Consider the following 23,043-nt stretch of genomic DNA (forward strand, 5'->3'; position numbering starts at 1 on the left):
CCGATGCCAAAGATCGCCTGGCTGCGGTTGCCGCTGGCGGCGTACGGCGTGCTGCCTGCCGTATCCGGGGCACCTTCGGCCGACGATGCCGACGCCATCGTCATCGCCGCTGTGCTGCCTGTAGCCGGGTACATGCGGCATTGGCCATGATCGTTCGTGAACGCCCTTCCGGACTCGTCCTGTTCCTGGTGCTGCGCGGATCGATCATGCCGCGCATCTTGCTGACCCTGATCGTCAACATCGTCGTCGCCACCCTCGTCACGTTCTCGCACGGCGACCTGTTCAACCTGAAAATCACGTTGACCGCGATTCCGTTCAGCCTGATCGGACTGCCGATCGCCATCTTCCTCGGTTTCAGGAACAACGCCGCCTACGACCGCTTCTGGGAGGGACGCAAGTTGTGGGGGGAACTGGTCTATCACAGCCGCAGTTTTTCGCGCCAGTGCGCCAGCCTGATCGACTACCCGGTGCCGGCCTGCGCCAGCGAAGGCCTGGGCGACGCCCGGGTCCGCATGGTGTACCGCGCCATCGCCTTCGCCCACGCGTTGCGCGGCCTGTTGCGCGCCACCGATAGCGCCGCCGACGTGCGGGGGTTGCTGCTGCCGGACGAATTGGCGCAGATGGAAAAGGCCTTCAACAAGCCCGATTTCCTGATGGGGCGGATGGGGATGGACCTGCGCCTGTGCTTGAAGGAAGGGCGCATCGAATCCTGCCTGGCCGCGGCGGTCGACGCCACCCTGTCGGCGAGGCGACTCGACGCCGCCCGCTTGGCCGAGCGGCAGGCGATCCTCGCGCCGCTATAGAAATTCGGCGAGCGGTTCACCGTTAAACAGCGCACAGATCGCGCATATGTTTGCGCTCACAGTGATCCTCGAGTGTCTCCTGCATTTTGCAGCGTCTCGCGCGGGCCGCACTGCCACTGATTTTCCGCCCTTGCGCCCGGTCCGCCTTCGCGCTGGAGCGCAGCGGCGCCCGCAGCTAACTTTTTTTGAAAGAAAATCTCATGAAAGCACTTGTCTATAACGGCCCGCGCGACGTGCAGGTCAAGGAAATGCCGGACGCGAAGATCGAAAAACACACCGACGTACTGGTGCGCATTACGACGACCAATATCTGCGGCTCCGACCTGCACATGTACGAAGGGCGGACCGGGATGGAGGCCGGCCGCATCCTCGGTCACGAAAACATGGGGGAAGTGATCGAAGTGGGCAAGGCGGTCGACCGCGTCAAGGTTGGCGACATGGTATGCCTGCCGTTTAACATCGGTTGCGGTTTCTGCGCCAATTGCGAGCGCGGCCTGTCCGGCTACTGCCTCACTGTCAATCCGGGCAGCGCCGGCGGCGCCTACGGTTTCGCCGGGATGGGGCCGTTCAGCGGCGGCCAGGCCGAACTGTTGCGCGTGCCGTATGGTGATTACAATTGCCTGGTGCTGCCCGAAGACGCCATGGAAAAGGAAAACGATTACGTCATGCTGTCCGATATTTTACCCACCGGCTATCACGCGACCGAACTGGCCGGCGTGCGAGCGGGTGAATCCGTCGTCGTCTACGGCGCCGGGCCGGTCGGCCTGATGGCAGCCACCTCCGCCTTCATCAAGGGCGCCAGCGAAGTGTTCGTCGTCGATATGCATAAGGATCGCCTGGCGCTGGCCGAGAAGATCGGCGCGGTCGCCATCGACGACACCGAGGGCGGCGGCGTTAAGAAAATACTCGACCTGACCGGCGGGCAGGGCGCCGACCGCGGCTGCGAATGCGTCGGCTACCAGTGCTGCAACATGCACGGCAAGGAGGTGCCGAACCTGACGATGAACAACCTGGTGCAGTCGGTCAAGGCAACTGGCGGCATCGGCGTGGTCGGCGTGTTCCTGCCCGAAGACCCGGGCGCAGCCGACGCGCTGGCGAAGGAAGGCAAGATTGCCTTCGACTACGGCTCTTTCTGGTTCAAGGGCCAGCACATTGCCAATGGACAGGCCAACGTCAAGGCCTACAACCGCAGCCTGTGCAAACTGATCCACGCCGGCAAGACGAAGCCGTCGATGATCATTTCGCACGAGCTGGCTTTGGATGAAGCGCCGGCAGCCTATGAAAGCTTCGGCAAGCGCGCCGACGGCTGGACCAAGGTGATTTTAAAACCGGGCAAGTAAGCATATCCGCCGAGCCGGCAGCGCGCTTTCAAATCATCTCCAGCGCGCGCTTCCTGGCCGGCGGTGGAAAGGCCTGGTCGAGCGCTGCCAAGTCCCCGGTCGACAAAACAACATCGAGGGCGCGGCGGTTCTGCTCGACGTGATCGCGGGTGCCGGCTTTCGGAATCGCGATGACGCCGTCGCCCCGCAGCACCCAAGCCAAGGCAATCTGCGCCGGCGTGGCGCCATGCCGGTCGGCGACAGCTTGCAGCTGGGGCTTGCCCAACAGGCGGTTCTGCTCCAGCGGCGAGTAGGCCATGATCGGAATGGCGCGCTCGGCACACCACGGCAGCAGGTCGTACTCGATGCCGCGCCGCGTAAGGTTGTACAGCACCTGGTCGGTGGCAACCGCGGGGCCGCCGGTCAGGCCGGCCAGTTCCTCCATGTCGGCCACATCGAAATTGCTCACGCCCCAGTGACGGATCTTCCCCAGGCGCTGCAGGTGTTCGAACGCTTCCAGCGTTTCCGCCAGCGGCACGTTGCCGCGCCAGTGCAGCAGGTACAGGTCGATGCGGTCGGTGCCGAGCCGGCGCAGGCTTTGTTCGCACGCCTTGACGGTGCCGGCGCGACTAGCATTGTGGGGCATCACCTTGTTGACCAAAAAAACGTCGTCGCGGCGGCCAGACAGGGCTTCGCCCAGCAGTTCCTCGGCCGCGCCACCGCCATACGCTTCCGCCGTGTCGATCAGTGTCATGCCGCTGTCGAGGCCGAATTGCAGCGCCGCGATTTCGTCCTGGCGGCGGCCGGCGTCTTCGCCCATGTACCAAGTGCCCTGGCCGAGCACGGGCACTTGCTCGCCAGATAAAAATTTGGTGGTGCGCATGTTGGCTCCTGTTTACGCTTGTCGCGTTCCGGTATCCGCCGTTTTATCCTACGTGAAAAACTACAAACCCGCACGCACAGCACGATTTGACAAACATGGACCGGCGGATCACCACACAATGCGGTCAATGCGAAAAGGACAGAGACGCTTGAGCGTGCGCCGCATTCGACGACTGCACGCCAAGGGTCTGCGCCGATGGCGCGCCAGGCTGTCGGCCGCACCGATCCCCCACCTGTATTTTGGAGAAAATATGAAACAGTCGATGGCACGGCACAAGCACACGAAAACCGCGATCGCGGCCGCAGTGACGGTATTGGCGATGGGGACGGCGCTGCAGGCGCAAGCGGCGGACACCTCGCCAACCGCACCGCAGACGGTGGTCTTCACCGGTGTGCGCGCCGCCCTCGAACAGTCGTTGCGCCAGAAGCGCGACGCCGATGCAGTGGTCGACATCGTCACCGCAGAAGACATCGGCAAGATGCCCGACAAGAACGTCGCCGACGCCATCCAGCGTTTGCCCGGCGTGAACACGCAGTCGTCGGCCGGCGGCGAAGGAGGCTTCGGCGAGAACGACAGGGTCAGCCTGCGCGGCACCAGCCCGAGCCTGCAGCAGACGCTGTTCAACGGCCACGCCATCAGCACCGGCGACTGGTTTTTGCTGAACCAAATTGGCGGCAACGTCGGCCGTTCCAGCAGCTTTTCGCTGCTGCCTTCCGAACTGGTCGGCTCGGTCGTGGCGCAAAAGAGCGCCACCGCTGACCTGGTCGAAGGCGGCGTGTCCGGCGCCATCAACGTCATCACCCGCCGTCCGCTCGATTTCCGCCGCCATCTGACGGTCGAGGGCTCGGTGCAGGCCAATTACAACGACTTGTCAAGCAAGACCGAACCGCAGTTGTCCGCGCTGATGAACTGGAAGAACGCCGACAACAGCGCCGGCGTGCTGCTGCAGGCGTTCTCCGAAAAATCGTCGGTGCGGCGCGACGGCCAGGAAATCCTCGGCTACACGCCGATCAGCGCCACCAGCGCGGCGGCGCTGGCCAATCCGGCGCTGCTTGGTGTCGTCGTGCCGACGTTTATCGGCGCCAGCCTGTTCGAACAGGTCAAGAAGCGCACCGGCGGCGCCTTCGACATCGAGCTGCGGCCATCGCGTGCGCTCATGCTCGACCTGAACGGGTTCTACTCGAAACTGGAAGCGCCGCACCAGAACACCAACTGGCTGGCAGCACCGGCCAATTCGCTCAATGGCAGCAACCTGGTGCCATTGAGCGCCACCGTGCGCAACAACACGCTGGTGGCGGCCTCGTTTGCCAGCAACTCGGGCGAGGTCGACAACATCTACCGGCCGGACGCGGGCGGCGAAGCGTGGTATCTCGACTTCAACGGCAAGCTGCGCGTGAACGACAATTTGACCGTGTCCGGCAAGCTCGGTACCACGCACGGGGTCGGCTACGACCGCAAGGACGTGTACTACCAGAACAACGTCAACGGCGGCATGACATATGCGCTCAACGGCCTGTCGCCGGCAAGCGTCAGCTATCCCGGCGGGAACACCATCTCGCCCGGCTCGACGGCGTGGGCCGGCGGCGGCGAAGCGCAGTCGGTCGACAAAGAACAGTATGGCCAGATCGATGCCGAATGGCGGCCGCGCGACTCGCTGCTCACCTCACTTACTTCACTGACCTCGCTCAAGTTCGGCGCCCGCCTGACCGACCACCACCGCAGCGCCGAGCATCCGCTCGAGACGCGTCCGGGCCCGCTGGGCTTTAGCAATCCGGGCCCGGCCTGGAGCGGCCAGATGTACCCGTCCGATTTTGCGTCGAACCTGGGCGGCAACCTGTCCTCGAGCTATTTCAAGTACGACGGCGCGGCCCTTGGCGCCTGGGGCGCGGTGCCGGGCAACCGCCTGCTCGACTACACGCTGCGGCATAACTGGACCGACGAATTCCAGGTCGCCGAGAAAACCGCCGCGCTGTATGCGATGGCCAATCTGGGCGGCGATGGCTGGAGCGGCAACTTCGGCCTGCGCGCCATCCAGACGCGCCAGCGCACGGTCGTCAATCTGGCGGGCGGGCCGGCGCCGGTCACCGGTTCGGCGTTCGGGTCCTACACGCCAACCACCTTCGAGCGCACCTACCGCGACTATCTACCAAGCGCGAACGTCAAGTTCGACGTGGGACCAAGCCTGGTGGTGCGCGCCGCCGTGGCCAAGACCATCGCGCGGCCGGACTACAGCGCGCTGGGCGGCTCGGTGTCGCTCAACGATGACGCCTTGAGCGGCAGCGGCGGCAACGTCAACCTCGACCCGGTACGCTCGACCAATGTCGATTTGTCGGCCGAATGGTATTTCGCGCCCAAGTCCCTGTTGTCGGCCGGCCTGTTTTACATGGACCTGCGCTCGATCGTGGCGCAGGGCACGTCATCGGGCACCTACTACAACAACAAGCGCAGCGCGCAGACGGTGTACCAGATCACGTCGCCGTACAACACCAGCGGCACCAACAAGGGCGTCGAGCTGAGCTACCAGCAGCCGGTGTGGGGCAATTTCGGCACGCTCGTCAACTATACGTACGCTGACGGCAAGCTCGACGGCGGCGGCGAACTGCTCAACTCGTCGCGCAACACCTACAACGTTACCGGCTACTTCGAAGACGAGCGCCTCAGCGCGCGCCTGGCCTACAATTTCCGCTCGGCGTACAAGGCCGGGGTCGACCGCGGCGCCAGCCAGCACGTCGACGGCTCGCCATCGCTGGCAGCATCGCTGAACTTCAAGCTGAGCGAGCGGCTGACCTTGACGTTCGATGCGCTCAATCTCACCAACAAGACCATCGCGATGTACGCCGAGAACAGCGACCGGCCGCGCGCGTTCTATTCGAACGGGCGCACTTTCTATGTTGGCCTGCGCGCGAAGCTGTAATTGAGTCCGACAACGATGGCGACAACCAAGAGCGTCACCGTTGGCTGGGAGTGCCTGGCCAACGGCAGAACGGACGAGTGGCCGGGCGAGTCGTTCGCGGCAACGCTGACGTTGCAGAACGTCTCGGGCGCGCCGCTGGCGGCGGGCTGGGCGCTGTACTTCAATACCTGCCGCCAGGTCGTGGAGGGCAGCGCCGACGCCGGCTTCATCATCGAACATGTCAACGGCGACCTGTTCCGCCTGACGCGGTCCGGCGCATGCGCCTGGCAAGCCGGCCAGGTCCATGCGATCAATTACCGCGCCCGGTTCTGGGCCATCAGCGTTACCGACGCCCCGCTCGGGTTTTACCTGGTGCCGGGCGATGGCGGGCCGGCCATCGATCTGGGCGACGCGCGCATCGTCCCGTTCACCCGGCCGCAGCAGCTGCGCCGCAGCCTTAATGACCGCGTGCCGGTGCAGGACGCCAGCGCGCGCTTTTGCCAGAATATGCAAGCGCGCCTGCTGCCGGTGCAGCAGGTCGGGCGCATTACGCCGAAGCCGTTGTCGGCGGTGTTTATTGAAGGTCAATGCGTGCTGGCGCGCGACACCGATCTCGTGTGCGACAGCGCGCTGGCCGGCGAGGCCGCCTACCTGCGCGCCCTGCTGGCCGGGTTGCCTGGCCTGCCGGCGGCTGGCGGCGCCACGATTGTGCTTGAACTTGGCGAACCTGGCACACCGGGCGACGAAGCCTACCTGCTCGAGCTGACAACGGCCACGCTGCGCCTGCGCGGCGCTTCGCCGCACGGCGTCTTCAACGGCATCCAGACCCTGGCCCAGTTACTGTGCGCCGCCACCGGCACGGCGCCGCTCGGGCGCGTGATCGATGCGCCGCGCTTCGGCTACCGTGGCATGATGCTCGACGTCGCCCGCCATTTCGCCAGCGTCGACACGGTCATGCGCCTGCTCGACTGCATGGCGCGCTACAAGCTCAACCGTTTTCACTTTCACCTTACCGACGACGAGGGCTGGCGCCTCGAGATTGCGGGCTTGCCGGAGCTGACCGAGGTCGGCGCGCGGCGCGGCGTGGCCCTTGATGGCCAGCCGTGCCTGCCGCCGGCGTTCGGCTCGGGCGCGGACATCGAAACCTCCGCCGGCACCGGGTTCTACAGCGCCGGCGACTTCATCGCCATCCTGCGCCATGCCCACTGTCTGCATATCGAGGTGATCCCCGAGTTCAACCTGCCGGGCCACGCGCGCGCCGCCGTGGTCGCGATGCGGGTGCGCCACGACCGCCTCCGCGCAGCCGGCGACGTCAATGCCGCCGAAGAATATCTGCTCAGCGACCCGGACGATGCGTCGCTCTACCAGTCGGTGCAGCTGTGGCGCGACAACGTCATCTGCATCGCGCGCCCGTCGGTCGATCGCTTCATCGATAGCGTCGTCGACGCCGTCTGCGCCTTGTTCCGCGCCGCCGGCGCGCCGCTGCGCGCCATCCATACCGGCGGCGACGAGGTGCCGGCCGGTGCCTGGCTCGGCTCGCCCCTGTGCCGCCGGCGCATGGCCGAGCACGGCTGGACCGGCGTCGGCGAGCTGCGCGACGACTTCGTCCGGCGCTGCCGCGCCATCCTCGAACGCCATGGCCTCGGCTTCGCCGGCTGGGAAGAAGCCGTGCCGGCCGCAGGTGACCTGACGCGGGCCGTCGAGGCCGGACCGAATTTCCAGCTCTACGTGTGGAACAACGCCTGGGGTTCTGGAATGGAAGACGGCGCGTACCGGCTGGCGAACGCCGGCTACAGCGTGGTGCTGGCCAACGCCGCCCATTTGTACTTCGACCTGGCCTGTGCCAAGGACCCGGAGGAGCCGGGCTACTACTGGGCCGGCTTCGTCGAAACGCGCAACGCGTTTACGTTTTGCCCGCTCGACGCCACCCTCACCGCCGGTTTTGACGCCATGGGCCAGCCGGTGGCGGCACCGACGCTGGCGGCCATGCGGCGGCTCGATGCGGCTGGCGCCGCGCGCATCGCCGGCCTGCAAGGCCAGCTATGGGGCGAGAACACGCCGTCGCGCGAACGCCTCGAATACATGGTGGCGCCACGCCTGCTGGCACTGGCCGAACGCGCGTGGGCACCCGACCCCGGCTGGCACCTGATGTTCGATCCGGCGCGGCGTGGGCAGCGCATCGAGCGCGACTGGAACGAATTTGCCAACCGCCTCGGCCAGCGCGACTTGCCGCGCCTCGATTGCGCGCCGCTGGCCTACGGCTACCGGCTGCCGCCGCCGGGAGTGGCGCTGGACGCCGCTGCCGGAACGATCCTCGCCAACGTTGCACTGCCGGGGCTGGCACTGCACTACACTGTCGATGGCAGCGAACCGGCGCAAACCAGCGCGCGTTACCGCGATCCGGTGGCGGCAAACGGGTGTGCGGTATTTAAGATCGCCACCTTCGACACGCGCGGACGCAAGAGCCGCAGCGTCACCCTCGACCTGGAGCCGCAGCCATGAATGATGTTTCCGCCGCCGCCGCCGTGTCCACAACCTTGGCGCCGTGCGCCGCCCGTCATCCGCTGGCGTGGGTGCCGACCTTGTACCTGGCGCAGGGCTTGCCGTTTTACGCCGTCGCGCTGGTGGCCGGGCTGATGTTCAAGAGCATGGATGTGCCGAACCACCAGATCGCCCGCTGGACCGGGCTGCTCGGCATGGCGTGGGTGTTCAAAGCGCTGTGGAGCCCGTTCCTCGAACTGGCGCGCAGCAAGAAGCGGGTGGTAATCGCCTTCCAGCTGACGGGCGCGGCCAGCCTGGCCGGCGTCGCGCTGGCGCTGCAGATGCCGGCCTGGTTCGCCTGCACCATCGCGCTGCTGGCGCTTGTCGCGCTGGCCTCGGCCACCCACGACATCGCCGCCGACGGCTTGTACATCGCCAGCCTGTCGGCGCGCCAGCAGGCCGCCTATGCCGGCTGGCAGGGCGCGTTCTTCAATGCCGCCAAGTTCCTCTCGCTGGGCGCGCTGGTGATGTTGGCCGGCTACCTGGAGCCACGCATCGGCGCGCGGCCGGCGTGGATCGCCGTGTTTTGCTTGCTGGGCGGCGCCATGGCCGCCCTCGCGCTGTACCACTTGTGGGTGCTGCCGCCAGGGCACAACACGGCAGACCACGCGCGCGCGGCGTCGCCGGGCGCGGTCGCTGCCACCCTGTTTGACGTCATCAAGGCGTTCTTTGCCAAGCCGGGCATCTGGATCGGGATCCTGTTTATTATTTTGTTTCGCGCCGGCGAAGGGCAGATCCAGACCATCGGGCCGCTGTTTCTGCGCGACGCCCGGGAACTCGGCGGGCTCGGGCTGTCGACCGGCGAAGTCGGCGCCGTCTACGGCACCGCCGGCACCATCGCCTTCCTGGCCGGCTCGATCGCCGGCGGTTATTTCACGTCATGGCTTGGACTCAAGCGCGCAATGCCGTGCTTGATCCTGGCGATGAACCTGCCGAACGCGGTGTTTTACTACCTCAGCGTAAGTCAACCCGATTCGCTCGGCGTTATCGCCACCGCGCTCGCGATCGAGATGTTCGGCTACGGTTTCGGTTTTGTCGGCATCATCCTGTTCATCATGCAGGTGATCGCCAGCGGCCGTTACCAGACGGCGCACTATGCCCTGGGCACCGGCTTCATGCAGCTCGGTTTCGTGGCCTCCAAGATGATCAGCGGCGACATCCAGCAAGCGCTCGGCTACCGCCATTTTTTCCTGTGGGTGTTGCTGGCGGCGTTGCCGGTGCTGCTGCTGACGCGCGTGGTGGAACTCGAGCGGCGTGAAGTTTAGCGCTTCTTGACCGGCAGCGCCAGCCAGCCGCGCCACTGGCCGGCGTCGCAGCGCTCCACCATTTCGATATGCGGGCGGGTGCTATCGAGCCGCCACGCGGCTTGCTGGTCGAGCCAGTCTTCGTACATCGAGCGAAACCGCGGCCACTCGCGCTGGAAGTCGAGGCAGGCGTAGTTGCCGGCCGGCAGGATGCGCACGCCCAAGCGCGGGTCGCCTGCCGGGGCGGCGGCCGCACCGAAATCGTAGCAGTATTCGCTGGCGCCCGTAAAACCCGGATCTTCGTCGAACACGCCATACCACGGCGTGCCCGGCGCCGCGCCGCCGCGCCGTTCGGCTTCGCAGATGACGTCGTTGCAGGCCAGTGAAAGCGCCGCTCCCGACTGGCCGAAAAAGCGATGGTAGCGCAGCGTGATTGGGGGCAGGGCGCGCACCGCGATGCGCGCGGCGATGCTGCCCGGCTCGGGTGGACAATACGGCGCCAAGATCACGTCCAGGTTATCCGGCTCGGCGACGAAAAAACTGACATCGCTCTCGCGCCCGACCTGCTGGTCCATGAAAGTGCGCCAGCCGCCTTCGCGCCAGGCCTTGGCCGACATCGCGAATTGCTGCTTGAAGGCCTTGGCAAAGGCGGCGTTGGACGGAAACCCGCAGTCCTGGGCGATGCGAAACACCGCGACGTCCGGTTCATGGCGCAGCAAGTGGGCGGCGCGCCGCAGGCGCCGCTTGCGCTGGTATTCGACGGCCGAAAAACCGGTCAGCTCGCGAAAGATGCGGCCGAAGTGAAACGACGAATAGCTGGCCGACGCCGCCAGCGTTTTAAGCGCCAGCGGGTCGCCCAGCGAGTCGAGCATCAAGTCCATCACTTCGTACAGACGCGACGCGCGCGACGTCGGTACAGGGCGGGAGGAGTGCGGCATGGCAGCGGCCGTTAATATAGGTGCATTAATTATCGCTTAAATAATGTGCAGTGACGCAATTAGTCAGCCATTGGGGCAAGCGCCGCAACACCTCCGATGTATTCCAGGTTCTCTTAAGCGCGGGTCAATGCGGCGTCCCAAATACCTGGGTCCAGTACACCCGCGTGCTCGCGCGGGCGCTGTCGACGGCGTACGCCGCGCCCATGTCGGTAAACCCGCGGTGCATGAGATTGGCGCAGTGCCCCGGGCTCGATAACCAGCCCGCTACCGCGTCGCCAGGGGAGTCTTGTCCGGACGCGATGTTTTCGCCGATCCGCCGCCAGCGATAGCCCGCTTGCAAAGCGCGGTCGCCGACCACGCGGCCATCCTTTCCCTGGTGACTGAAAGATCGATGGGTGGCCATATCGAGACTGTGCGCCAGCGCCGCATCGGCAAGCGCCGCGTTCCAGGCCAGTGCGGGCGCGGGCGCAAACTGCTGCTCGCCACAGCTTCTTGCCGACGAGCGCGCGGCGTTGACCGCGTCGAGGATGGCTTTACCTGCTTGCTGCCAACCGGCCAGCTGCGACGCGGGCGATGGCGGCGCCGGTTGCGCCAGCACGACCAGCCAGCTCGCGCCGCTGCGACCGGCGCCGATCGCGGAAAATTGCGTGCTGAGCAGCGTGCGGCAATATGTGGATGCGATGGCGGCCATGGCGGCGTGCTCGTCGAGCGGGCCTTCCACATAAATGGCTTCGGCGCGCGCAACCGGGTAGCCGGCGCGCTCAAGTGCCTGCTCCAGAAACATGCCTGACGCAACTTGTGCCCTGGACAAGGCCGGTTCAAGCGCAAGCGGCGCCACCGGAACTGCCGGGCGTCCCTCGCAGCTACCGGGCGCGGCGCGATACGCGTTGATGAGGTCGGCCAGCGACTGATGGCGATGCCGGTTTTGCGGGTTTTGCGCGTGCGCTGCCACAGCAGCGAACAACATGGCGCACACCAGCGCGCACCGGGTCAGGGCAATTCGCCGCTCTTTCGCGAACAGGTTTTTCACGCTACCGAGCTTGACCGGCGCCTGGGGGCGCGCCGAGCCAGCTGCGCCGGCGAAACGGGCACTGCCAGCAGCGCGCTCAGGAAAGTGGCAAGGAACAAAGCTGGTGGCTTGGTGTGGAGGCGTTTCATTATGGTTCCCTATTTATTGTTTCAGATTGCCCTGGATCGGCGCTTGCTGGGTGGGCGGCTGCGGATTTGCTATGCTAGCGTCTTCGAATCTCCGGCGCGGCACCCGTGCCGGCTTACCCTGTTAACGGAGCAGCACCATGGCATCTTTGCAAGATCAGTTTTTAAAAGCCGGCCTGGTCGACAAGAACAAAGCCAAACTGGCCAACCAGGACAAGAGCAAGCAGAAAAAGGTCGAGCGCCGCACCGGTACCCAAAATGTCGATGAAGTACGCTTGGCCGCGCTCGAGACGCAGCGCAAGAATGCCGAGCGGGCGCGCGAACTCAATGCCCAGCGCGACGCGGCTGCCACCCAAAAAGCGATCGTGGCGCAAATCGCCCAACTGGTGAACAAGAATCGCCAGAACAAAGGTGCTGGCGACATCGCCTACAATTTTGCGCACGACAAGAAGATCGAACGGATCTATGTTTCAGCGACGGTCCAGGCGCACTTGATGGCGGGGCGCCTGGTGATCGTCTGCCAAGGCGGCGCCACCGAACTGGTACCGCGGATCATCGCCGACAAGATCGCCGAGCGCGATGCCTCGCTCGTGGTGCGGGTCAGCAAGGCCAGCACCGAGGTCGACGCCGACGATCCGTACGCCGCTTTCCAAATCCCCGACGACCTGATGTGGTAACGCAGGCCCGGTCGACAAGCTGTAGCCTGCCTACTTGCGCGGCGCCGGCTTGCCGGCCAGGCTATCTGCCACCGCACCGGCGACCGAACCGGCCGGCGTTTTTCCGCCGTCCGCTGGCAGGTTGCCCAGTTCGCGTACCCGGTCCGATTGCTGGTCCAGGCTGACTTCCTCGGCGACGTCGCGCGTTTCGTCGCCTTCCACCTTCGGCAGCAGGGACTCGCTGCGTTCACCGGCGGGAGCTTGAGCGTCGCCAGTGGTTTGCTGCTGCTCAGTAACCGCTTCGTCCGGGCTGACTTCGTCGGTAAGAACATCGCGCGTTTCGTCGCCTTCGACCCTCGGCGCCGGCGATGCGCCTGGTGTAATGGCGCCGACGCCGGCGGTATTGTGCTGCTGCTGGCCGAGCTTTTCTTCCTTGTTTTGCTGGGTCATCAATGTCTCCCGCCAGGCAGTGTCCTGCCCGTGTTTAAGTAAAAAATAAAAAATAAAAATCAGGCCGCCATCAGCCTTGCGAACTGGGCGACGTTCGACGCATAGCATTCGCAACTGGCCTCTTCGAGGCCCTCGCGGTTGAGTATCATCATTGCGCCCCGGCTATATTTGATGAATCCGGCCTGTTGAAAAGCGCCTGCCACCAGGCTCACGCTTGGCCGGTGTACGCCGAGCATGTCGGCGATAAAGTCCTGGGTGAGGAAAAACTCGTCGCCGTCGACCCGGTCGTGCGTCATCAGGACCCAGCGCGCGAAGCGTTCTTCGACATTGTGCAAGCGGTTGCAGGCGACCGACTGCGACACCTGCGAGAGGTAGGCCAGCAGATAGCGTTGGGTAACGCGGCGCAGCGGCGTGTCGCCGGCAATCGCAGCACGAAAAGCGGCGACCGGCATGCGCAGGCTCGGTCCTTCGACCTGGCAAACAGTGGTTTCGATCCACTCGTCGCCGCCGACCAGCAGTTCGATTCCGAAAAACCCCTCCTTGCCAATGGTCCCGACCTTGACCGCGGTGCCGCTTTCCATGAAGGCCAGCACCGACAATACGCCACCGCATGGAAAATATACATTGGTGGCGGGCTTGCCGCGTTCTCCGACAACAGCCTTCCTGTGCAGGTGGGCGGGGAAGAGATCAGGGGCGATCTCGCGGTACTCGGACTCGCTCAGGCTGGCAAGCAACTGGTTGCCGCCCGCAATAGGGCAGGGAGAAAGCGTGGACATTGGCGCGATCGGCTAGTAGAAAAGGGGCGGCGGCCTGCCTGGTTCGAAGGGGGTGTCTTACCCACAGTTGGACCTGCCAGTGCTTGATTGGTTCGCGCGAATTTAGCGCTAATTCAGCCGTTTCACTTCATATGTATGGACTAATACAGACATGCATACGCATGCCTGTGTAAGCTATTTCCCTCGTTTTAACCAAGGATCATCCAATGAGGATTCAGACGACTGGCAGTGCGGCACCGGCGATGGCGCTATGGGGTGGGCTCGAGTGCACGCTGAACCGGGTAAGGGACAATTATTTCAGCCAGATGGAGCGCAACGGCCACGCCGAGCGCTTGCAGGACCTCGAGCGGTTCGCCTCGCTGGGCGTGCGCGCCATCCGCTACCCGGTCTTGTGGGAGCGCACCGCGCCGGAAGCGTTGGCAGACGCCGACTGGACCTGGTCCGACGAGCGGCTGCCGGCCTTGCGCGATCTGGGCGTCACACCGATCGTCGGCCTGCTGCACCATGGCAGCGGGCCGCGCCATACCAGCCTGGTGGCCGCGGACTTTGCCGACAAACTCGCCGCCTATGCCGGCGCGGTGGCCGCCCGTTATCCTTGGGCCGAATTTTATACGCCGGTCAATGAGCCGCTTACCACCGCCCGTTTCAGCGGCCTTGCCGGTGCCTGGTATCCGCACGGGAGCGACGACCGCACCTTCGTCCAGGCACTGTTGAACCAATGCCGCGGCACGGTGCTGGCGATGCGCGCCATACGGCAAGTCAATCCCGATGCCAAGCTGGTGCAGACCGATGACATCAGCAAAACGTACGGGACGCGCGAAATGGCGCCACTGGTACATTTTTATAATGAACGGCGCTGGCTCAGTTGGGACTTGTTGTGCGGCATGGTCGACAGCCGCCATGCGCTGTGGGATTACTTGGTCGGCACTGGCATCGATCCGGCCGAGCTTCTCTGGTTGCGTGACAATCCGTGCCCGCCCGACATCATCGGCGTGAATTATTACGCGACCAGCGAGCGCTGGCTCGACCACCGGGTCGAATGCTTCCCGGCGAGCCATCGCCACACTTACCGGGATGTCCACCATGCCGACATGGAGACGTCGCGCGTGCTGGCCACGCCGACCGCCGGCATCGGGCCCTTGCTGCGCGAAGTGTGGGAACGCTACAGCCTGCCGGTGGCGGTGACGGAAGCGCACATCGACGCCAATCGCGAGGACCAGCTGCGCTGGCTGCTGGAAATCTGGGAAGCGGCCGTCAACGAACGCAAGGCCGGCGCCGACATCCGGGCGGTGACGGTATGGGCGCTGCTCGGCTCGTACGACTGGAACTGCCTGGTCACCGAGTGCAATGGCTACTATGAACCGGGACCGTTCGACGTGCGCGGCGAGCAGCCGCGCCCGACCGCGCTCGCCGCGCTGATGCGCGAACTGGCGACCGGCCGGCCGCACGCCAGCCCGGTGTTGCAGGGGCAGGGCTGGTGGCGCCGCCCCGGGCGTTTCCTGGTGCGCCCGGTGGCAACCCCGGGCGAGGTGGCCGACCTGGCCACGTTTCGCCACCATGGCCGCAACCAGGTTCAGCAACCGATCCTGATCACCGGCGCCAGCGGCACCCTCGGCAGCGCGTTTGCGCGCCTGTGCGAAAGGCGCCACCTGGCTTACCGCATCGTCACGCGGGCCGAAATGGACATGGCCGATCCGGCCGCGGTGGCGGCGGCCATCGTGCGCTACCGGCCGTGGGCGGTGATCAACGCCGCCGGCTACGTGCGGGTCGACCAGGCCGAAGCCGATGCCGAGCGCTGCTTTCGCGACAACACGACGGCGCCGACCATCCTGGCGCTGGCCTGCATCCGCCATGGCCTGCGCTTCACGACGTTCTCGAGCGACCTGGTGTTCGACGGCAAGCAAACCACGCCGTACGTCGAGTCGGACGCGACGTCGCCGGTTGGCGTGTACGGACAGAGCAAGGCGGAGGCGGAGCGCCGCGTGCTGGACGCCAACCCGCAGGCGCTGGTGATCCGCAGCAGCGCATTTTTCGGCCCGTGGGACGGTCACAACTTCGTCAGCCTGGCGCTCGACGCGATGGAAAATGGCGCCCCGTTCGCCGCCGCCGCCGACCTGATCGTCACGCCGACCTATGTGCCGGACCTGGTGAACACGTGCCTGGACCTGATGATCGACAATGAACACGGCATCTGGCACCTCAGCAATGGCACTGCCGTGACGTGGGCGCAGCTGGCATCGATGGCCGCCGAGGCGGCTGACGTCGACGGGTCGTGCGTGGAGGCGATGTCATCGGCGCGGCTGGGCTACCTCGCCAGGCGGCCTGCCTACAGCGCGCTCGGCAGCGAACGCGCGCCGCTGTTGCCGTCGCTGTCGGACGCGTTGACGCGCTACGCCGGCGTGCGCGCCGAGCGCAACGCGCGCACGGGCGAGATCCGGCGCGTGGTGTAACAAGGCAAATGATTACCTGCCGTTGACCGGTGGCCGCGCCCGTGTTTGTGGCGTGCGTGCGACGCCGGCGTGTTGCGAAGGGGCTACGGAGCGCTGCATTTATGCTGGTCGCTATAAACTCCGAGCTTTCAATCTATGTCATTGATATTGTTGAGTTTTCTCATCCATTACCCAGTTACTTCAGGCTGCAATTGCGGCCGGGCGGGGTGGGAATCAATGAAAAATCGGCGCCGATGCAAAGGTGCCTAGAGAAACCCCAACCCCCATCAGGAGATCGGCAATGAATAAGCAATTGAAAGCATTACTGGGCGTATCGATCGTCGCCGCCATGTTCGGTACGTCCACGGCGCAAGCGCAATCGTCAGGCTCCAGCGGATCGAGCGGCACCAGCGGTTCGCAGGCAACCGACCAAAGCTCGGGCGCCTCGCCCGGCGATATGACCGGTACCCCTACCAAGAAAGAGAAGAAGCAGAAGAAGTATGGCGCCGCTTCCGGCAGCAGCGGCAGCAGCGGCAGCCCCGGTACCACCGGGGCTTCGATAGGCGAAGGCGGCACCAGCTCGAGCGGCGTCGGTGGCACCAGCGGCGCGGGCGGCTCCAGCGGCTCCACCGGCGTCAGCGGCACCAGCGGCGCGGGCGGCAGCAGCGGCAGCAGCGGCAGCAGCGGCTCGATGGACTCCGGATCGAGTGGTTCGATGGGTACTGGTTCGAGCGGTTCCAGTGGCTCAAGCGGCTCAAGCGGCTCAATGGGCTCCGGCTCGAGTGGTTCGACGGGCACTGGTTCGAGCGGTTCCAGTGGCTCAAGCGGCTCAATGGGCTCCGGCTCGAGCGGTTCCAGTGGATCGAGCGGCACCAATGGATCGAGCGGCTCAGGCGGCTCGATGGGTTCCGGCTCAAGCGGCAGCAGCGGAACCAGCGGCAGCGGGACCAGCGGGAGTGGAACCAGTGGAACCAGCGGAACCAGCGGGACCAGTACACCCAGCGGTAGCGGGCGCTAACCAGCAGTGAGCGACCGTGCAGTTGCAGTGCGGCCGCATCGTAAGCATCGTGCAAACACCAACCGAGCTGGTTGGTGTCTGCATGTGCGGGCGTCTTGCTGCGGCTTACGACTGCTAGGTCGGATGCGCTTCCAGGTCGGCTTCGGACTGCTCTGCGTTCATTGCCGGATAATCGATGTAACCTTCGGCGCCGCCGCCATAGAAGGTTTGCGGGTTCGGCTTGTTGAGCGCCGCGCCCCGGCGGAAACGTTCGGGCAGGTCGGGGTTGGCGATGAACAGCTGGCCAAAGGCGATCAGGTCGGCTTTTCCTTCGCGCAGTGCCTCTTCGGCGCGTTGCTGGTCGTAACCGCCGGCGACGATGATGGTGCCGGGGTAGAACGGGCGGAAAAAGCTGGCTGACAGGTCGGCATTAGGATGCTCGCCCTGCGTTATCGCCGGCTCGATCAGGTGCAGGTATGCCAGGTTCAGCGTTGCCATGCGGCGCACCACGTAGCCGAAGGTGGCTTGCGGATGGCAGTCGCACATATCGTTGAAGCTGCCGCCAGGCGACAGGCGCACACCGACGCGCTCGCTCCCCCATACCTCGCTCACCGCGTCGATCACGTCGAACAACAGGCGCGCGCGATTCTCGACGCTGCCGCCATACTCGTCGGTGCGCTGGTTGGTGCCGTCCTCGAGGAACTGGTCGAGCAGGTAGCCATTGGCGCCGTGCACTTCGATGCCGTCGAAACCGGCCGCTTTTGCATTTTCGGCGCCATGGCGGAAGTCGGCGACAACGCGCGGCAGCTCGTTCGTTGCGAGCGCGCGCGGGACCGGGATGTCTTTGAAACCCTCGGCTGTATAGGTCTGCACGCCGCGCGGGGCGATCGCCGACGGCGCCACCGGCAGCTGGCCGTCCCGGAAGTCGGGATGCGAGATACGGCCGACGTGCCACAGTTGCATGAAGATCAGGGCGCCCTTGGCATGAACCGCGTCGGTCACCTGTTTCCAGTGCGCGACCTGGTCCAGGCTGTGGATGCCCGGCGTGGCGACATAGCCCTGGCCGTCCGGGCTGGCCTGGGTCGCTTCGGTGATGATCAGCCCGGCCCCGGCGCGCTCGCTGTAGTAGGCCGCGGCCATGGCCGACGGAAGGTTACCCGGCTCGGCGCGGCTGCGCGTCAGGGGCGCCATTACCATGCGGTTCTTCAGTTGCAATGTGCCGAACTGGTACGGCGCCAGCAGGTCTGCTGGTTGGGTGTTGGCGTTCATGGTTTTCTCCTTTTGATTGGTCAATCCGACCAGTCTAGGGAAAGCACGGCGCGCGTCAAACGCTATTCAAACGTGCGCCTCTCAGGTGTCGGCGCTGCCGGCATTGCCAGTGCGTCAGGTCGCGGATCGCTTGTTCCTTGGCCTTCGCGTCGATCTCGATTGATTACGTCCAGGCTCTTCGCTGACGGCGCATACGGTTTAGCGTCAGCCGAGTTTATCAGGAGCATGGCAACCAGGGGCCGCCAGCTGCGCCTTCGGGTTGCGGAACTAAATCGGCAAGCGCGACTCGCATGGTTATCACTTCAAGGAGCGCACCATGACGGACGCATTCAAGGTTGGCGACAAGGTTCAATGGCATTCACCGCAAGGAACAATACAGGGCACGATCAAGAAAAGGCTGACTTCGCCCGTGACCATCAAGGGCCACGAAGTTGCCGCCTCGCCCGAGAACCCGGAGTTCCTGGTCGTCAGCGACAAGTCGGGCGCTGAAGCCGCACACAAGGCCTCGGCGCTTAAAAAAGCATGAAGGAACGGTCACTGGACGGCCGGCAGGGACATTGCCTGGCAGGTATCCACTGGTTCGCTGGCCAGCCGTTAATCCTCGAAGGAGGGAGTCGCCGACATGGGCAGCGCGGAAATGCCGGGCACCGCAGAAGCGAGCTTGATGACGGATCGTCGTCTTCTCAAACCAATGGCGCAATCCGGGGCGAGTGGTCACGCGTTTCGCGCGACTCGACCTAAAAGCTGAAGAACCGGCCGCGTTGTAATCGCTTGTAAAAATTCAATTGCGCGCACGTAAGGACGGCGTTTAGAGTTAGATCTGGCTTCTCCAAACGTTTGCAGGATTTGGATCAAACCAAACGTGCACCGCCGTTTTTTGTCAGGCCGCGTCGGGTGGTTGGGCTAATGGTCCGACTTTTATCAGCAAATTCGTGGAGTAGTCGATGGACGGAAAAGATTTTATTCTTCATGCCAAGCGCGACGCCATCCTGATTGCGGCATTGCGCCACGCTTTGGGCGCAACGGAGCTGACCAATGGGAGCGCCGTCAGGATGGACGGCGTCCGAGGAATTTTATATTACGAACCGCACATAGAAAAACTGAAAATGGCGCTTCTCCTTCTAGGAGTGGACGCGGCGGAGCATTCGCAATCCATGCTGCGGCAGTAATTGGGTGGGCCAGGGTCGCGGCCTGCCCGAAGTCACTGAATAACGACAGCCGTGCCAAAGTGCCGGGCACGGCGGCAAACTTAGCAATAGCACGGTCCCGGCCGGCCCCGGGGGCTGGCATCCCAAGGCGGCACAGTCGATACTTCGATGCGTACGTCCCCTAGCTTCAGTACCGCGCCGCGGGGATGGTTTTCGCCGCTGATCCGCACCAGCGAGACAGTGACATCCTGCAGTTCGAAGGCGGAGAGCTGCGACAGCACGTCGGTAGCCTGGTACTCCAGCTTGGCTAGCCCATGGTGCGCGGCGCCTGCGACCTCGAACGCACCTACGGTGCCGAGGAAGTACCTGCGGGCACGCTCGGCATCGGTGATAAAAGGCAGATTGATATAGACATTATAAAAATATCCGCCCTTGGCGCCAGCGCCGAGCAGCAGCAACTTGTCCAGCACGACGACGACCGACTGAAAGTTGCCTGACGGGATTTGTGGCGGCGGCCTGGCTGCCACGGTTATGGTGTCTTGCAACATTTGCAGGCTTGACGCGGCTAGCGGCAAGCGCGCGCTGACGGAGGTTTCGGCAAGAACCACGCCGGACACGCCGCCAAGCGAGCGTTGGTTGGCAGAAACGGCGCGCGCGGCCGTCGCCGGGAAATCGCCGGTACCGGGACGGGTCAGCAATGACGCCGCCTGGGCTTGCACCAGCTTGATCGGGCTGTCAGGGTTGGCGCGCGCCAAAGGCGGAAGTGCGGTCGGCTTCGTATTGTCGCTATAGCCGAAGTTTAGCCAGCCGGGATAGTAAGTTCGGTAGCGCGGCATCGTCAGTCCGGGCGCATAAGTGAAATTGCCTGCCCAATAGGGGCTGCTCGTTGATGCACTGTACGGATTGCTGGTACCTGGTATCCCTTTGCCATCAGGCAGCGCCCATGCATGCCAGAGGCGGTCAATGTTGGCATGGTGCAGAAAGAAGATCGGGTCCCGCGGCGACGTCATGGTCGCCATTGCACCGCCGATCAGGTTATGTACCGGATTATGCGGTGCCGACTCGATCTTCGGCTCAAAGGCATTCATCGTCCCATGCTGGAAATTCCAGACGCCGGAAGCGAACGGCGACATCGTCAGCGCATTGTAGACATTGGTGCCAGTGCGCGGCATATATAAGGGATTGCCTGGGGTCGGGTCGGTGAACTCCACTGGCATTTTTGGAAATTTGTAGTAGTTCCAGTACGGCATGCTGAGCGTATTATCTTGGGAGACGAGGCGCATCTGCTGCTCGAGAAAATGCAGATAGCCACGATGCCAAGCCAGGAAGTACGGAGTGCCATGCGGACAGTAATTTACGTGGGCATTGGTCCAGTATGCCCACGACGACGAACTCGCTGCATTCGTATTTGCCTTCATTTTGCGTAAAGCATTGAGGAAGGAGGCATATTGCGGCGTGGTTTTAAATTGTTGCCATTCAAGCCGGGTTTGGGTTGCCGCTTGACTAAAGCCGAGGCGGGGAAAAGACAATGATGCGGCGGCGATTGCGGACGTGCCGATAAAGACGCGCCTGCCGAGAAGTAGAGAAGACATGCGATATCTCCAGGAAGGGTTGTAAACTTTTTCGTCCCGATTTAATAATAGTTTTGCTCGCTTTCGTTTGACGCCATTGAGATGTTTTAAGTTCGAGGGCTGATTAACGATATTGCGTCTGACTCGCATGCTCGTTTACGTCACGGTGCGCGTCCAGGCGCACTGGATGTTCGCTATAACCGGTGGCGTCTGCCGCAAGGTGTGGCCGCGGCTTCGGTCGCCACTGTCGAATTTTCTACCGATTTTCTACCGATACACTTCATGAAAGCAAATGCGCAGCATTCCCTGCGCATCACCGAGCCAGGCGCGACCGGCGCCGTGTCGCGTGCCCGCAAGCGGTGCACTACGCTGATCAGGAAACTGGCGGCCATGCGCTCGCGGCTGGCCGCGTGGAGGGAGACGATGCCGAGCTCAAGGATATTTGCAACCGTCACAGCGGTAGTGACTTCGACGCCGAGGTCGAGCAGCAGGGCGCCGCGTTGACGGTCATGCTGGAACCGTTGCCTGGTGCGGAAATCGACACCGACCAGGCCGGGCTTGGCAACCTGAGTGCGAATCGAATCGAGCAGTACAACAAGATCCTCAACGGCCAACTGCGTGAGATCGAACGCGAGAGTGCCAGTCGTATCGGCCTGCCGTGCGGCCCGATTTTGACGACGATGATCGGTCTTGATAGAACACGCTTGCGCCTTGTTAGCTGCGATCGGCTTCGGGCGCGGCGGAACTCTATTGGGAAACGCGACTCACATCTTTGCTGACATCGTGCAGCCGCGCACAAGCGACTGCTTTTAAAACAGATAAGGGACGGCAATGACTACACAAGATCCGACTCACTCGCCTGCGCTGACGGACGCCGAGCGCAAGCAGATCGCTGCCGATTTTAATAAGGCCGTCAACATGAGCCCGGACAGCCTGAAGAAATGGCTGAAGTCCGATGATTCGAAACGGGTAGGTTTCAAGAGCGACGGCGGCCAATCCGTGGGCCACCAGTCCGGCGAGCGGATCGTCAAGCTGCTCGCCACGCCTGCCGGCGATCTGGTCGACGACGATTTTCTGCACATGCGAAAGGTTGTCGGGTATGTACACCGACACATGGCGCAAGGACCGAGCAAGCATGAGATGGCAACCAGCGACTGGCGCTATTCGCTGATGAACTGGGGCCACGACCCACTGTAGGACGGGCGCTGGAGTACTTCGGGCGTCATCCGCGACGCAACGTACTCGCTATTGCTGGTCGGTAAAAACCAGTTTGCTCACGTCCAGTCCTTGTCCGGCCAGGCGCGCGACAAGCGCATCGTAGCTTGCCTTGTCGACCTTGGGCGAGCGCGACAGGATCCACAGGTACTCGCGTTTCGCTTCGCTGACGGCGGCCAGCTGGTACCCGGGGTCCAGGTCGACGACCCAATAGTCGCCCCACACCATCGGCAGGAAGGACAACATCGCCGGGGCGAAACGCACCTTCAGCTTGGGCGAGTCCGGCCCCCCGACCTGGCGTGCGGCGCCGATGGCCTCTTCGGTTTTGCCATTGGCGGTCCGGCAGCGGTTCACCACTTGCAGCGTGCCATCGGCCAAGGCGGAATACGTCGCCTTGGTGAATCCGACGCATTTTTTCTGAAATCGATTGGGAAATTTCGCGATTTCGTACCAGGTTCCCATATAGCGCGGCACGTCCAGCGCCGCAATGGTGGCAAGCGGTTTGGCAGCATTGCCAGGCGGCGCGTCGGCAGCGCCCGTGTTCAAGCCAAATACCATCAATATGGGTGCGATCACGCGCGCTTTCATATGCTTACCTCCACTTGTCAAGTTCGCCATCGTAGCAGTCCACGCCGCATGCAAGCGCACAAGCAGGAACTCCCTGCGATGAACAGGTTTTGTACCGGTATTATGTGAGAATTTAATCAATTGAACGTATTTATTGGGTTAAGCTTATCTACTCGCGGTTCACTTTCG

At 63.8% G+C, this 23,043-nt stretch carries 22 protein-coding genes; 12 read left to right on the forward strand and 10 right to left on the reverse strand.

Annotation, left to right across the window (positions count from 1 at the left end):
* The first annotated feature begins 3 nt into the window (after nt 1–3).
* The 3 genes from CR103_RS22650 to CR103_RS11410 all read left to right on the forward strand — a co-directional run bounded on the left by CR103_RS22650 (nt 4) and on the right by CR103_RS11410 (nt 2,143).
* A complete protein-coding gene (locus CR103_RS22650; protein WP_180279356.1) occupies nt 4–150 on the forward strand; it encodes a hypothetical protein in 147 nt (48 codons plus the stop codon).
* Complete coding sequence (locus tag CR103_RS11405) at nt 147–803, forward strand: bestrophin family protein (protein ID WP_099916104.1); 657 nt, start codon at nt 147–149, stop codon at nt 801–803. Before CR103_RS22650 ends, CR103_RS11405 begins: the two co-directional genes overlap by 4 nt.
* A 200-nt stretch (nt 804–1,003) precedes the next feature.
* Nucleotides 1,004–2,143 carry a glutathione-independent formaldehyde dehydrogenase gene (locus CR103_RS11410; RefSeq protein WP_099916105.1) on the forward strand — a complete coding sequence of 380 codons (1,140 nt, stop codon included), beginning with the start codon at nt 1,004–1,006 and terminating at the stop codon, nt 2,141–2,143.
* 28 nt (nt 2,144–2,171) lie between these two features.
* Here CR103_RS11410 and CR103_RS11415 read toward each other — a convergent pair whose 3' ends face one another.
* Entirely contained in the window at nt 2,172–3,005 is an 834-nt protein-coding gene (locus tag CR103_RS11415) for an aldo/keto reductase (RefSeq protein ID WP_099916106.1), read from the reverse strand.
* A 250-nt stretch (nt 3,006–3,255) separates the two neighbouring features.
* Here CR103_RS11415 and CR103_RS11420 point away from each other — a divergent pair, with 250 nt between their 5' ends.
* The 3 genes from CR103_RS11420 to CR103_RS11430 are packed head-to-tail and all read left to right on the forward strand — an operon-like array spanning nt 3,256 to nt 9,704.
* Complete coding sequence (locus CR103_RS11420) at nt 3,256–5,919, forward strand: TonB-dependent receptor (RefSeq protein ID WP_229443013.1); 2,664 nt, start codon at nt 3,256–3,258, stop codon at nt 5,917–5,919.
* A gap of 15 nt (nt 5,920–5,934) precedes the next feature.
* Nucleotides 5,935–8,400 (forward strand): family 20 glycosylhydrolase, encoded by a 2,466-nt coding sequence (locus CR103_RS11425; RefSeq protein WP_099916107.1) that lies wholly within the window; start codon nt 5,935–5,937, stop codon nt 8,398–8,400.
* Nucleotides 8,397–9,704 carry an MFS transporter gene (locus CR103_RS11430; protein ID WP_099916108.1) on the forward strand — a complete coding sequence of 436 codons (1,308 nt, stop codon included), beginning with the start codon at nt 8,397–8,399 and terminating at the stop codon, nt 9,702–9,704. The genes CR103_RS11425 and CR103_RS11430 overlap by 4 nt, the downstream gene beginning before the upstream one ends.
* Here the strand turns inward: CR103_RS11430 and CR103_RS11435 are convergent.
* The 3 genes from CR103_RS11435 to CR103_RS23855 all read right to left on the reverse strand — a co-directional run bounded on the left by CR103_RS11435 (nt 9,701) and on the right by CR103_RS23855 (nt 11,779).
* Nucleotides 9,701–10,621 carry a helix-turn-helix domain-containing protein gene (locus CR103_RS11435; RefSeq protein WP_099916109.1) on the reverse strand — a complete coding sequence of 307 codons (921 nt, stop codon included), beginning with the start codon at nt 10,619–10,621 and terminating at the stop codon, nt 9,701–9,703. The two genes, CR103_RS11430 and CR103_RS11435, sit on opposite strands and share 4 nt — an antisense overlap.
* Before the next feature lie 124 nt (nt 10,622–10,745).
* On the reverse strand, nt 10,746–11,651 hold the full coding sequence (locus CR103_RS11440; protein ID WP_229443014.1) for a CAP domain-containing protein: 906 nt from the start codon (nt 11,649–11,651) through the stop codon (nt 10,746–10,748).
* A complete protein-coding gene (locus CR103_RS23855; protein ID WP_267873989.1) occupies nt 11,648–11,779 on the reverse strand; it encodes a hypothetical protein in 132 nt (43 codons plus the stop codon). Before CR103_RS23855 ends, CR103_RS11440 begins: the two co-directional genes overlap by 4 nt.
* Before the next feature lie 137 nt (nt 11,780–11,916).
* On the opposite strand from CR103_RS23855, the gene CR103_RS11445 reads away from it, so the two are divergent.
* Complete coding sequence (locus CR103_RS11445; protein WP_099916111.1) at nt 11,917–12,453, forward strand: DUF2058 domain-containing protein; 537 nt, start codon at nt 11,917–11,919, stop codon at nt 12,451–12,453.
* A gap of 30 nt (nt 12,454–12,483) precedes the next feature.
* Here CR103_RS11445 and CR103_RS11450 read toward each other — a convergent pair whose 3' ends face one another.
* Together CR103_RS11450 and CR103_RS11455 are read right to left on the reverse strand one after the other, a co-directional pair.
* Nucleotides 12,484–12,882, reverse strand: a complete 399-nt coding sequence (locus CR103_RS11450) for a hypothetical protein (RefSeq protein WP_099916112.1) — start codon at nt 12,880–12,882, stop codon at nt 12,484–12,486.
* Between the two features lie 59 nt (nt 12,883–12,941).
* Complete coding sequence (locus tag CR103_RS11455) at nt 12,942–13,658, reverse strand: Crp/Fnr family transcriptional regulator (RefSeq protein ID WP_099916113.1); 717 nt, start codon at nt 13,656–13,658, stop codon at nt 12,942–12,944.
* A 206-nt stretch (nt 13,659–13,864) separates the two neighbouring features.
* Between CR103_RS11455 and CR103_RS11460 the strand changes: the two genes are divergently transcribed.
* Nucleotides 13,865–16,108, forward strand: a complete 2,244-nt coding sequence (locus CR103_RS11460; RefSeq protein WP_229443015.1) for a sugar nucleotide-binding protein — start codon at nt 13,865–13,867, stop codon at nt 16,106–16,108.
* Between the two features lie 213 nt (nt 16,109–16,321).
* Here the strand turns inward: CR103_RS11460 and CR103_RS24000 are convergent, their stop codons facing one another.
* Both CR103_RS24000 and CR103_RS11470 read right to left on the reverse strand, forming a co-directional pair.
* On the reverse strand, nt 16,322–16,963 hold the full coding sequence (locus tag CR103_RS24000) for a hypothetical protein (protein WP_099916115.1): 642 nt from the start codon (nt 16,961–16,963) through the stop codon (nt 16,322–16,324).
* 256 nt (nt 16,964–17,219) lie between these two features.
* Entirely contained in the window at nt 17,220–18,353 is a 1,134-nt protein-coding gene (locus tag CR103_RS11470; RefSeq protein ID WP_099916150.1) for an alkene reductase, read from the reverse strand.
* A 316-nt stretch (nt 18,354–18,669) separates the two neighbouring features.
* On the opposite strand from CR103_RS11470, the gene CR103_RS11475 reads away from it, so the two are divergent.
* Together CR103_RS11475 and CR103_RS11480 are read left to right on the forward strand one after the other, a co-directional pair.
* A complete protein-coding gene (locus tag CR103_RS11475) occupies nt 18,670–18,879 on the forward strand; it encodes a hypervirulence associated TUDOR domain-containing protein (protein ID WP_099916116.1) in 210 nt (69 codons plus the stop codon).
* Between the two features lie 418 nt (nt 18,880–19,297).
* Entirely contained in the window at nt 19,298–19,522 is a 225-nt protein-coding gene (locus CR103_RS11480; protein ID WP_099916117.1) for a hypothetical protein, read from the forward strand.
* 80 nt (nt 19,523–19,602) lie between these two features.
* Here the strand turns inward: CR103_RS11480 and CR103_RS11485 are convergent, their stop codons facing one another.
* The gene (locus CR103_RS11485) at nt 19,603–21,093 is read right to left on the reverse strand and encodes a tyrosinase family protein (protein WP_218968474.1); all 1,491 of its coding nucleotides are present in this window, start codon (nt 21,091–21,093) and stop codon (nt 19,603–19,605) included.
* Between the two features lie 338 nt (nt 21,094–21,431).
* Between CR103_RS11485 and CR103_RS11490 the strand changes: the two genes are divergently transcribed.
* Entirely contained in the window at nt 21,432–21,851 is a 420-nt protein-coding gene (locus tag CR103_RS11490) for a hypothetical protein (protein ID WP_099916118.1), read from the forward strand.
* 52 nt (nt 21,852–21,903) lie between these two features.
* The gene (locus CR103_RS11495) at nt 21,904–22,269 is read left to right on the forward strand and encodes a DUF3140 domain-containing protein (protein WP_099916119.1); all 366 of its coding nucleotides are present in this window, start codon (nt 21,904–21,906) and stop codon (nt 22,267–22,269) included.
* A gap of 48 nt (nt 22,270–22,317) precedes the next feature.
* Here CR103_RS11495 and CR103_RS11500 read toward each other — a convergent pair whose 3' ends face one another.
* Entirely contained in the window at nt 22,318–22,845 is a 528-nt protein-coding gene (locus CR103_RS11500; RefSeq protein ID WP_218968476.1) for a lipocalin family protein, read from the reverse strand.
* Between the last annotated feature and the right edge of the window lie 198 nt (nt 22,846–23,043).

This window comes from Massilia psychrophila (assembly GCF_002760665.1).
GTDB lineage: Bacteria > Pseudomonadota > Gammaproteobacteria > Burkholderiales > Burkholderiaceae_D > JAFCUW01.

Bases quoted from the DNA above. Each gene is read 5' to 3' on its own strand.
- CR103_RS22650 (WP_180279356.1), top strand. From the start codon at position 4: ATGCCAAAGATCGCCTGGCTGCGGTTGCCGCTGGCGGCGTACGGCGTG.
- CR103_RS11405 (WP_099916104.1), top strand. From the start codon at position 147: ATGATCGTTCGTGAACGCCCTTCCGGACTCGTCCTGTTCCTGGTGCTG.
- CR103_RS11410 (WP_099916105.1), top strand. From the start codon at position 1,004: ATGAAAGCACTTGTCTATAACGGCCCGCGCGACGTGCAGGTCAAGGAA.
- CR103_RS11415 (WP_099916106.1), bottom strand. From the start codon at position 3,005: ATGCGCACCACCAAATTTTTATCTGGCGAGCAAGTGCCCGTGCTCGGC.
- CR103_RS11420 (WP_229443013.1), top strand. From the start codon at position 3,256: ATGAAACAGTCGATGGCACGGCACAAGCACACGAAAACCGCGATCGCG.
- CR103_RS11425 (WP_099916107.1), top strand. From the start codon at position 5,935: ATGGCGACAACCAAGAGCGTCACCGTTGGCTGGGAGTGCCTGGCCAAC.
- CR103_RS11430 (WP_099916108.1), top strand. From the start codon at position 8,397: ATGAATGATGTTTCCGCCGCCGCCGCCGTGTCCACAACCTTGGCGCCG.
- CR103_RS11435 (WP_099916109.1), bottom strand. From the start codon at position 10,621: ATGCCGCACTCCTCCCGCCCTGTACCGACGTCGCGCGCGTCGCGTCTG.
- CR103_RS23855 (WP_267873989.1), bottom strand. From the start codon at position 11,779: ATGAAACGCCTCCACACCAAGCCACCAGCTTTGTTCCTTGCCACTTTC.
- CR103_RS11445 (WP_099916111.1), top strand. From the start codon at position 11,917: ATGGCATCTTTGCAAGATCAGTTTTTAAAAGCCGGCCTGGTCGACAAG.
- CR103_RS11450 (WP_099916112.1), bottom strand. From the start codon at position 12,882: ATGACCCAGCAAAACAAGGAAGAAAAGCTCGGCCAGCAGCAGCACAAT.
- CR103_RS11455 (WP_099916113.1), bottom strand. From the start codon at position 13,658: ATGTCCACGCTTTCTCCCTGCCCTATTGCGGGCGGCAACCAGTTGCTT.
- CR103_RS11460 (WP_229443015.1), top strand. From the start codon at position 13,865: ATGAGGATTCAGACGACTGGCAGTGCGGCACCGGCGATGGCGCTATGG.
- CR103_RS11470 (WP_099916150.1), bottom strand. From the start codon at position 18,353: ATGAACGCCAACACCCAACCAGCAGACCTGCTGGCGCCGTACCAGTTC.
- CR103_RS11475 (WP_099916116.1), top strand. From the start codon at position 18,670: ATGACGGACGCATTCAAGGTTGGCGACAAGGTTCAATGGCATTCACCG.
- CR103_RS11480 (WP_099916117.1), top strand. From the start codon at position 19,298: ATGGACGGAAAAGATTTTATTCTTCATGCCAAGCGCGACGCCATCCTG.
- CR103_RS11485 (WP_218968474.1), bottom strand. From the start codon at position 21,093: ATGTCTTCTCTACTTCTCGGCAGGCGCGTCTTTATCGGCACGTCCGCA.
- CR103_RS11495 (WP_099916119.1), top strand. From the start codon at position 21,904: ATGACTACACAAGATCCGACTCACTCGCCTGCGCTGACGGACGCCGAG.
- CR103_RS11500 (WP_218968476.1), bottom strand. From the start codon at position 22,845: ATGGTATTTGGCTTGAACACGGGCGCTGCCGACGCGCCGCCTGGCAAT.